Genomic DNA, 9284 nt, shown 5'->3' on the forward strand with positions numbered 1-9284 from the left:
GGCGCCCGCGCCCATGCCCGTACCGACGCCCGAGCCGGCGCCTCCGCTTCCGCCAGGGCCCGCGCCCGTACCGACGCCCGAGCCGGCGCCCGCCCGCACCCGAATCTCACCCGGAGACCGTGACATGACCCAGAGCAGCACCATCCGCTGGGAGCAGGACGACGACGGCGTCGTCACCCTCACCCTGGACGACCCCGCCCAGTCCGCGAACACCATGAACGCGGCGTTCCAGGCGTCCCTGCACGCCGTCGCCGACCGGCTGGAGGCCGAGCGCGAGACCGTGCGCGGCATCGTCCTCACCTCCGCCAAGAAGACCTTCTTCGCCGGCGGCGACCTGCGCGAACTCATCGCGATCACCCCCGACGACGCCCAGCGGGCGTTCGACGGGAGCATGCGCGTCAAGCACGACTTGCGGCGCATCGAGACGCTCGGCGTCCCGGTCGTCGCGGCCATCAACGGGGCGGCCCTCGGCGGCGGCTACGAGATCGCGCTCGCCTGCCACCACCGCGTCGCGCTCGACGTGCCCGGCTCCAAGATCGGCCTCCCGGAGGTCACCCTCGGACTGCTCCCCGCCGGCGGCGGAGTCACCCGCGCCGTACGGCTCCTCGGCATCGCCGACGCGCTGCTCAAGGTGCTCCTCCAGGGCACCCAGTACACGCCCCGGCGCGCGCTGGAGGCCGGGCTGATCCACGAGGTGGCGGCCACCCCCGAGGAGATGCTCGCCAAGGCCCGCGCCTTCATCGCCGCCCACCCCGAGTCCCACCAGCCCTGGGACGTCAAGGGCTACAAGATCCCCGGCGGCACCCCGGCGAACCCGCGCTTCGCCGCCAACCTGCCGGCCTTCCCCGCCAACCTGCGCAAGCAGACCGGCGGCGCGCCCTACCCGGCGCCGCGCAACATCCTGGCCGCCGCCGTCGAGGGCGCCCAGGTCGACTTCGAGACCGCGCAGACCATCGAGGGCCGCTACTTCGTGGACCTGGTCACCGGCCAGACCGCCAAGAACATGATCCAGGCGTTCTTCTTCGACCTCCAGGCCGTCAACTCCGGCGCCGGCCGGCCGGCCGGACCCGCGCCGCGTACGGTCCGCAAGGTCGCCGTGCTGGGCGCCGGGATGATGGGCGCGGGCATCGCCTACTCCTGCGCCCGCGCCGGCATCGAGGTCGTCCTGAAGGACGTCACCCCCGAGGCCGCCGCCAAGGGCAAGGCGTACTCCGAGAAGCTGCTCGCCAAGGCGCTCGACCGCGGCCGTACGACCGAGGCGAAGCGCGACGCGCACCTCGCCCGCATCACCCCGACCGCCGACCCGAGGGACCTCGCCGGGTGCGACGCCGTCATCGAGGCGGTCTTCGAGGACGCCGCCCTCAAGCACAAGGTCTTCCAGGAGATCCAGCACATCGTCGAGCCCGACGCGCTGCTGTGCTCGAACACCTCCACCCTTCCCATCACCGGCCTCGCCGAGGGCGTGGAGCGGCAGCGCGACTTCATCGGCCTGCACTTCTTCTCGCCCGTCGACAAGATGCCGCTCGTCGAGATCATCAAGGGGGAGCGGACCGGGGACGAGGCGCTGGCCCGCGCCTTCGACCTGGTGCGGCAGATCCGCAAGACCCCGATCGTCGTGGGCGACTCGCGGGGCTTCTTCACCTCGCGCGTCATCGGCCAGTTCATCAACGAGGGCGTCGCGATGGTGGGCGAGGGCGCCGACCCCGCCTCGGTGGAGCAGGCCGCGGCCCAGGCCGGCTACCCCGCGAAGGTCCTCTCCCTGATGGACGAGCTGACCCTGACCCTGCCCCGCAAGATCCGCGACGCGACCCGGCGGGCCGTGGAGGAGGCCGGCGGCGCCTGGACCGCGCACCCCGCCGACACCGTCATCGACCGGATGGTGGACGAGTTCGGCAGGCCCGGCCGGAGCGGCGGCGCCGGCTTCTACGACTACGTGGACGGCAAGCGCGCCGGCCTCTGGCCCGGTCTGCGCGAACACTTCGCCCGCCCCGGCGCGGCCCCGATCCCCTTCGAGGACATGAAGGAGCGGATGCTGTTCTCGGAGGCGCTGGACACCGTCCGCTGCCTGGAGGAGAACGTCCTGACCTCGGTCGCCGACGCCAATATCGGCTCCATCCTCGGCATCGGCTTCCCGGGCTGGACGGGCGGCGTCCTCCAGTACATCAACGGCTACGAGGGCGGCCTCCCCGGCTTCGTGGCCCGCGCCCGCGAACTCCAGGAGACCTACGGCCCCCGTTTCGCCCCGCCGGCCCTGCTCCTCGCGAAGGCCGAGGCGGGGGAGCGGTTCACGGACGCGTGACGAGAGACGCCCGCGGCGTGACCGTCCCCCGGGGGACGGTCACGCCGCGGGCGCGGCTCACGCGGGCTGCGGCCGGGGTGGTTTCCGCCGCGGCATGAAGAGCCGCACCCCCGGTACCTCCACGTATTTGTGCAGCAGCGCCGCTCCCGCCAAGGAGACGACCAGCACCGCGCAGACGTGCAGGAGCGCCGGCAGGCGGTCCGCGCCGAGGTAGCGGTTCATGCCGAATATGACCATCTCGTGGACGAGGTAGAACGAGAAGGAGATCTTCCCCAGATACACCACGGAGCGATGGCTGAGCAGGGACGGTCTCGCTCTGACGTCGTTACGGGCCACCGCGGCGATGAGCAGGCAGTACGGGATCACGGTGACGGCGTTCCAGTGGAACTCGTACGGCACCAGGGGCGGCAGTACGAAGACGGCCACGCCGGACAGCACGAGGCTCACGATCGTTCCGGGGCCCCGCCAGTGGCCGCCCTTCACCAGGAGCGCCAGCACGATGCCGATTACGAACTCGGCCAGCCGCACGGGCGGCAGCACGTACAGGAAGAATTTCGAGTCCCAGCCCGTCGTCCTTTCCAGGAAGCCGGTCAGGAACGGGAACAGCACCACGGCGAGCGTGCCCGTGATCAGCGCCGTCCACAGGCCGCGCGGCGAGAGCCGGCGGATGAGCGGCACGAGGAACGGGAAGCAGAAGTAGAAGAAGAATTCGCAGCTCAGTGACCAGGAGACGCCGTTGTAGCCGAACCACCAGTCGCCGCGGTTCGGTATCCACGCCTGGGTCAGGGTCAGGTTGCCCAGCGCTATGGACTTGATCAGCGGCTTTCCCTCCCACACCAGCAGCAGCACGGCGACGCAGAAGGTCACGACGTGGCTGGGGTAGATACGGGCGAACCGGCGCCGCCAGAACGCGGTCGGCTTGTCGCCGGGGCGCGCCGACCACACGAGCACGAAACCGGAGAGCACGAAGAACAGCGAGACCGCCGAGGGGCCCGCGAGCGTGAGTCTGCGCAGCAGCTCGGCCCCGTGGGCGGAGCTGCCGAGGTTCGCCTCGTAGGCGAAGTGGTAGCAGAAGACGAGCAGCGCCGCGTACCAGCGCAGGCCCGTGAGCGATTCCAGTCGCGTCTGCACGACCGGCCGCGGGGCGGGCCTTATCGGGGCGGTGTCGGTTATCGGGGGCATCCGGGGTCCAGGGTGAAGGGAGCAACGGCGCGCGCCGTTCCTCCGCGCTGCGGTGTCTACAGGGCGTGGCGAGGGGAGAGAGCGAGAGAGGTGCGGACGGTCACCAGCCGCCATGGATAAGGACGGGCGTATCGACCGTCGGGTCACCGGTGGAAGCCCACTTATTGAGCGAGCGATTCTGTGGCGTCACCGCGCGTGAGGCGTCTTCGGCCCTGCCTGGCCAGGGCGGGCTTTCCGAAGGCGGGCGTCAGCGTCTTCCCGTGCTTCCTGAAGGCAGGCGTCGACGGGTAAGGCCGCGTGACGTTTGCAGAATAGTGCGAGACATGTGAAGGAATCTACAGCTCGTACGCACAATCTACCGAACGACCCCAATGTCTAAAAAATTCGTAAAGGGCCGCTTCATGACGCAACCTTCGGGCCTTCCCGACCCTCAGGCGCGAAGCGGCGACCGGAAAGGGAATTCCTCGCCGCCGTTCTCTCTCACTCTCCCGCCATCCGCGCACCGCTCACTCCGGTGCGTACGTCGCGTGGAGTTCCTCTTTCAGGGACCGCTGGAAGGCCGTCACCAATGCCTGTACCACCAGCGGCTGCATATGTGCCGACAGCGACTTCATCGCCGCCACCTGTTCCGGATCCGATTCCCGCTCCCGGTACGGGCCCCAGACCTCGTCGTGGAAGAGCCGCGTCAGCTCGCGGGCCGCCGAGCGGGTGTGCTGGAGCAGGACCGTACGCGCCGCGAGGATCGTCTCCAGCGCGATCGGTACGTCCAGCAGCCGCACCCCGAGGTGCAGCAGCCCCGGATCGACCTGGAAGACATCCGGGTCCTCGGTCCGCACCAGCACGCTCATCGCCGCCAGCCGGTCCAGGTCCTGCCCGGTCAGCTCGCGCCCCACCCGCCGCTCCAACTGGCGCAGCGTCGCCTCCTCCGCCTGATCGGGCGCCCACGTCGCGACCAGCGCCCGGTGGATCGCGAGATCCTGGGCGCTGAGGTCCGGCGGCAACTGCCGCAGATAGCGCTCGATCGCGGCGAGCGTCATCCCCTGGTGCTGCAACTCCTCGATGAGCGCGAGCCGGGAGAGGTGGTCCGGACCGTAGCGGCCGATGCGGCGAGGGCCGATCTCGGGCGGGGGCAGCAGTCCGCGCGTGCTGTAGAAACGGATGGTGCGGACCGTGACGCCCGCGCGGGCCGCCAACTCGTCGACGGTGAGGTCGGTCGCGGACTCATACATGTTGAACAGTATTGCTGTCTCACCGGAGTTGTGAAAGACGACGGCCGTGGAGAGCGCGCAGGCGGCGGCGGGTCCGGCGCCCATGTCTGCATCTCCGGCTTGAGCCGCCCTTGAGGTTCCGCGCCTCGGATTCTCGACATATGCGCGCAAGCCGTTGAGCGCGCCGCCGCAGTGTGATCCAGCACACAGACAGGTGTGCGGCCGCGGGGGGAAGGTGTGCCGCTGACCCGCCCCGTGACGCGCGGGGCACGGGGGGCGGCGAGAGATCACCTGACCGAAGGCGAGACCACAGTGCGCACCGAAACCGTCCAGGACGACACGCCACCACCTCCGGACGGGGGAGGCGCGCCACCCGCGCAGGACGCCGGCGACGCCGGATACAGCAAGGGGCTCAAGCACCGCCACGTGAACATGATCGCGATCGGCGGCGCCATAGGAACCGGCCTCTTCCTCGGCGCCGGCGGCCGGCTCGCCTCCGCCGGGCCCGCCCTCGCCATCGCGTACGCCGTCTGCGGCCTGTTCGCCTTCTTCGTCGTCCGCGCCCTCGGCGAAATGGTCGTCCACCGGCCGTCCTCCGGCTCATTCGTCAGCTACGCCCGTGAATTCCTCGGCGAGAAAGGCGCGTACGTCGCCGGGTGGATGTACTTCCTCAACTGGTCGACCACCGGTATCGCGGATGTCACGGCCATCGCGCTCTACACCCACTACTGGAGCCTCTTCACCGATATTCCGCAGTGGGTCATGGCACTCATCGCGCTCGCCGTCGTCCTCGCGGTCAACCTCATCTCCGTGAAGATCTTCGGCGAGCTGGAATTCTGGTTCTCGATCATCAAGGTCGCGGCCCTCGTCGCCTTCATGTGCATCGGCATCTTCCTGCTGGCCACCAGCCACCAGGTGGACGGGCACGCGCCGGGGCTCAGCGTCATCAGCGACAACGGGGGCATCTTCCCGGCCGGTCTGCTGCCGGTCGTCGTCGTCCTGCAAGGCGTCGTCTTCGCCTACTCCGCCGTCGAGATGGTCGGCGTGACGGCGGGCGAGACCAGCGACCCCAAGCGGATCGTGCCGAAGGCTGTGCGCTCCATCATGTGGCGGGTGGGCGTCTTCTACGTCGGCTCCGTCGTGCTGCTCGCGCTCCTGATGCCGTATAAGGGGTACTCCGCCAATGAGAGCCCCTTCGTGACCGTTCTGTCGAACGTGGGTGTGCCGGCGGCCGGTGACGTGATGAACCTCGTCGTGCTCACCGCGGCCATGTCCAGCCTCAACTCCGGGCTGTACTCCACGGGGCGCATCCTTCGGTCCATGGCGATGTCGGGTTCCGCGCCGAAGTTCACCGGGGTGATGAACCGTCATCAGGTGCCGTACGGGGGGATTCTGCTGACGTCCGGGGTGGGGGTGCTCGGTGTCGGCCTCAACTACTGGCTGCCGAAGGACGCGTTCGAGATCGTCATCAACATCGCGGCGCTCGGTGTCATCAGCGCCTGGTGCATGATCATGCTGTGCCACTTGGCTTTCGTGCGGCGCTCCCGGCAGGGGCTGCTGGAACGGCCGAAGTTCCGGCTGCCCGGCACGCCGGTGACGGATATCGTCACGATCGCTTTTCTGCTCGGCGTGATCGTGCTCATGTGGTACGACGGCGGGGTCGGGCGGCGTACGGTCATGATCGTCCCGATCATCGCGGCCGCGCTGGTCGCCGGCTGGTTCGCCACGCGCGGCCGCGTGGCCCAGGCGGTCGCCGAGCGCAAGCGCCTGTCCGAACACGGCGGCTGAGGTCCGGGCGCTCGGGGTGTGCGGGCGCTCGGGGTGCGGGCGCTCGGGGTGTGGGCGCGGGCGCGTCGTCGGGTCGGGGGCGGGGCGGTGGGGGTCCTCCGGGGCTGCATGATTTACGGGCCCGTGAACGGTGTTGCCCCACGCACCCACACCTCAGGCCCACAAATCACGCTTCACGCCTCCTCCAGACCCCCACCGCCCCGCCCCCTCCCGCCCGTCCCCCTCTGCCGCCCGGCCTCTCCTCCCAGCCGACGAAGACCGGGGCGGGTGGGGGCGGCGGGCGGCTCGACCTCTCGCCGTCGGCCGTCGTATACGTCACCCGTGGCACGGGTGAGACTCCCGTCCACGGGACCTATGCCGTAGTGGCCTATCGCGCGCGGTTCGGCCGCGGTCGCTGCGGCGGAGACGGTGTCGGCCGTGCCCAGGACCGGTTCTCCGCCTACCCTGGGCACACAAGCCAGGACTAGTCCGGCAGAAAGAGGCCGCGGCCAGGGCCGCTTGCCCCCGCTGCGGTCAGCAGAGGACACCGGCCGGTGCATCACCTGCTCACGCGTGTGCACCACCTGCGGTCACCCGGTGAGAAACAAGACAATGACGTTGTGCCGGGACTGCTCGCGCAAGACGGAACGCGACGCCGCCCAGGTGTCCTGTCCTCAGTGCGATCGGCCCGGCTACTGCGCCAGGGCACCGGCTGGTGCGGGTATTGCTCGCGTCCCCGCCAAACCAAACAGCCGCCCGCTCTGCCGTGAATGCGGCCGCTGGCGACGCCATGCCGGGCTGGGACTGTGCTCTGCCTGCTGGCGGCGTCACCTCGACCGGCCCTTCGTCCGAGTCCAGGGCCGGTCGCCGAACTCGGACAACCTCCGTACTGGCTGCGTGACTTCACCGCCGATCTCGCCGCCAAGTGCTGCGTCAGCCGCACCTGCACGATGATCACCCCTCTGAGACAACTTCTCCTGGACGAGCAGCCCAACCACCCGCAGACCCTGCTCGAACGCTCCCGCCGTTCCGGACGCTCGATGGGCTCCCTCGCCCCCGCACTGGATACCCTCTTCACCGCTCACGGCATGGCCATGGCCGCCGACCAGGCCGAACGGCTCGCGGCCGGCCGCCATCCAGATTTCTGCCGGTCGGCCAGCATCGCGGTTCGCACTGAGGTGGGAAAGGAGGCTATCGGCACCCTCCTTTCCCAGGAGCCCCTCAAATGCCTGGATGCCTTGTTTCGTTCCCCAGATGAGTCCCTTGCTTCCCCCAGCGACACCTCCCGCCTCGCCAAGGATGACGGCCAGGCGGGAGGCGTTGGCGTCAGCTTCCATTCCTCTGGCGCTGTATACGGCACGGTTGAATCCGTCGAAAACGAGCTGGACCGGATCTGCCCCCACGACACACCCCGGCCATCGCCTGGATGTCGATCGCAGACCTCAACGCCGACGCCGGACGCTGCTGGCTCGACCTCGGCGACCCCCACCGCGCCACCACAGCGATCGACTCCGGGCTGACCGCACTCGCCCACATTGGGATTGCCAACCAGTCCGACGGAGCAGACGGACATCAACGCACCCGGTTCCGGGAGAATAGGCTGGCGATGCAGCCGACGAGGAAATGATGCATTGCGTTAACAGAAGCGCAGTATGATATTTCCTCGGGGGGACCTTAATTCGGAAGGAATTTAACACGATGCTGTTCGATCCGGAAGTCAAGAGTGACGCCGACCGCGCCAGGTGGGAGGCTACGCCGCATGTGAACGTGGGGCCGCTCCACTTTGGAATGAGTCACAGCCAGGTCGTTTCCGCAATGTCTGTCGGTGATCCTACACGCAGTGGATATCCGGTTCCCGGGGAATTTGCCTCTTTTTATGATGCCGGAGTGACAGTCTACTACGGGGAGGGGGGCCTGACTGGCGTGGCGATCAGCCCATTTCGGGGGCCGCGTATATTCCTTGGCGATTTTCAGCTATCTCACCGCCTTCCATCGGAGATTGCGCGCTGGATGGAAGCCGGGGCAGCCGGACCCTACCGCGTCAATCAGCGTTGCGAGCCGTATTTCGAAGAGACCGGTCTTCTGATTCGCGGCCAGCAAGGAGGAGATTTTCTCCGCAGTCGCCCCGTCTTCGTCGGGTGTGAATGGCCTGATCGGTTCGGCGACCTTCAGGATGGTTCCATTCCTGCGCGCGAGTGGGAAGAGTACTGAGCAATGCCAGGGGATATGTGACGACGCTCCGGTGGACGGTTCCCGGCTGGAACTGCCCGTTGGGCGTATTTATTTTTTTCTATCTGCTTAACCAGGCCGTCAGGGCATGAGGCCCTTTTCTCTGCCGCTGCGGGGAGTCCGCGTCCCTGCCGAAGGTCGTCTTCGGCGTCAAGGCTCCTTGCTTGTCTCTGTATCAGATCTTCATGGTGGACCCGACCGGCAGGATCTCCGTAACAACGTCGGGGCAGATGCCGAACCCTGTGCATATGTAGTCCTGATTGATGACTACAGTCGCGTCCTTCACCTTGTTCTGTCTCATCCAGGCAGCGAATTTCGGTCCACCCGGGGCGAGCGGGGAGCAAGGGGGGCCCACCCGCTTACCGTTGGAGGGGGACGAGAGGCGAGAGGCCGGGGTCGCCCCACCCCCGCCCTGCCCGGGGTTGGCCAGGGCGCAAGGGGCCCCACCCACCCACACCCCCACCCACTTGCCGTTCGAGGGGGCACGAGAGGGAGAGGCCAGGGCCGCCCCACCCTCCCCGCCCACCCGGGGTGAGCAGGGAACAAGAGGGGCCCACCCACCCACCGTTCGAGGGGGACGAGAGGGGAGAGGCCAGGGC

General features: G+C 68.5%; 7 protein-coding genes. 4 read left to right on the forward strand and 3 right to left on the reverse strand.

What is annotated here, in order from left to right:
* Positions 1-124: 124 nt before the first annotated feature.
* On the forward strand, positions 125-2299 hold the full coding sequence (locus tag IF55_RS17400; RefSeq protein ID WP_030876943.1) for a 3-hydroxyacyl-CoA dehydrogenase NAD-binding domain-containing protein: 2175 nt from the start codon (positions 125-127) through the stop codon (positions 2297-2299).
* 57 nt (positions 2300-2356) lie between these two features.
* Here IF55_RS17400 and IF55_RS17405 read toward each other — a convergent pair whose 3' ends face one another.
* Together IF55_RS17405 and IF55_RS17410 are read right to left on the reverse strand one after the other, a co-directional pair.
* Complete coding sequence (locus tag IF55_RS17405; protein WP_048832091.1) at positions 2357-3481, reverse strand: acyltransferase family protein; 1125 nt, start codon at positions 3479-3481, stop codon at positions 2357-2359.
* A gap of 506 nt (positions 3482-3987) precedes the next feature.
* Positions 3988-4710 carry a MerR family transcriptional regulator gene (locus IF55_RS17410; RefSeq protein ID WP_030876937.1) on the reverse strand — a complete coding sequence of 241 codons (723 nt, stop codon included), beginning with the start codon at positions 4708-4710 and terminating at the stop codon, positions 3988-3990.
* 291 nt (positions 4711-5001) lie between these two features.
* Here IF55_RS17410 and IF55_RS17415 point away from each other — a divergent pair, with 291 nt between their 5' ends.
* From IF55_RS17415 to IF55_RS39430, 3 genes are all read left to right on the forward strand, one after another.
* A complete protein-coding gene (locus IF55_RS17415; protein ID WP_030876935.1) occupies positions 5002-6477 on the forward strand; it encodes an amino acid permease in 1476 nt (491 codons plus the stop codon).
* Positions 6478-7882: 1405 nt separating this feature from the next.
* Positions 7883-8083, forward strand: a complete 201-nt coding sequence (locus IF55_RS17420) for a hypothetical protein (RefSeq protein ID WP_048832092.1) — start codon at positions 7883-7885, stop codon at positions 8081-8083.
* 71 nt (positions 8084-8154) lie between these two features.
* Positions 8155-8667: a peroxidase gene (locus tag IF55_RS39430; protein ID WP_157854630.1), complete on the forward strand. Its 513-nt coding sequence runs from the start codon at positions 8155-8157 to the stop codon at positions 8665-8667.
* Positions 8668-8860: 193 nt separating this feature from the next.
* Here the strand turns inward: IF55_RS39430 and IF55_RS41465 are convergent, their stop codons facing one another.
* Positions 8861-9250, reverse strand: coding sequence for a DddA-like double-stranded DNA deaminase toxin (locus tag IF55_RS41465; protein WP_078644564.1), 390 nt, complete (start codon positions 9248-9250; stop codon positions 8861-8863).
* Positions 9251-9284 lie beyond the last annotated feature (34 nt).

It is taken from the genome of Streptomyces varsoviensis (assembly GCF_000718635.1).
Taxonomy (GTDB): Bacteria; Actinomycetota; Actinomycetes; order Streptomycetales; family Streptomycetaceae; genus Streptomyces; species Streptomyces varsoviensis.

Coding starts and splice junctions, on each gene's coding strand:
- IF55_RS17420 (WP_048832092.1), top strand. CDS start 7,883: ATGTCGATCGCAGACCTCAACGCCGACGCCGGACGCTGCTGGCTCGAC.
- IF55_RS17400 (WP_030876943.1), top strand. CDS start 125: ATGACCCAGAGCAGCACCATCCGCTGGGAGCAGGACGACGACGGCGTC.
- IF55_RS39430 (WP_157854630.1), top strand. CDS start 8,155: ATGCTGTTCGATCCGGAAGTCAAGAGTGACGCCGACCGCGCCAGGTGG.
- IF55_RS17405 (WP_048832091.1), bottom strand. CDS start 3,481: ATGCCCCCGATAACCGACACCGCCCCGATAAGGCCCGCCCCGCGGCCG.
- IF55_RS17410 (WP_030876937.1), bottom strand. CDS start 4,710: ATGTATGAGTCCGCGACCGACCTCACCGTCGACGAGTTGGCGGCCCGC.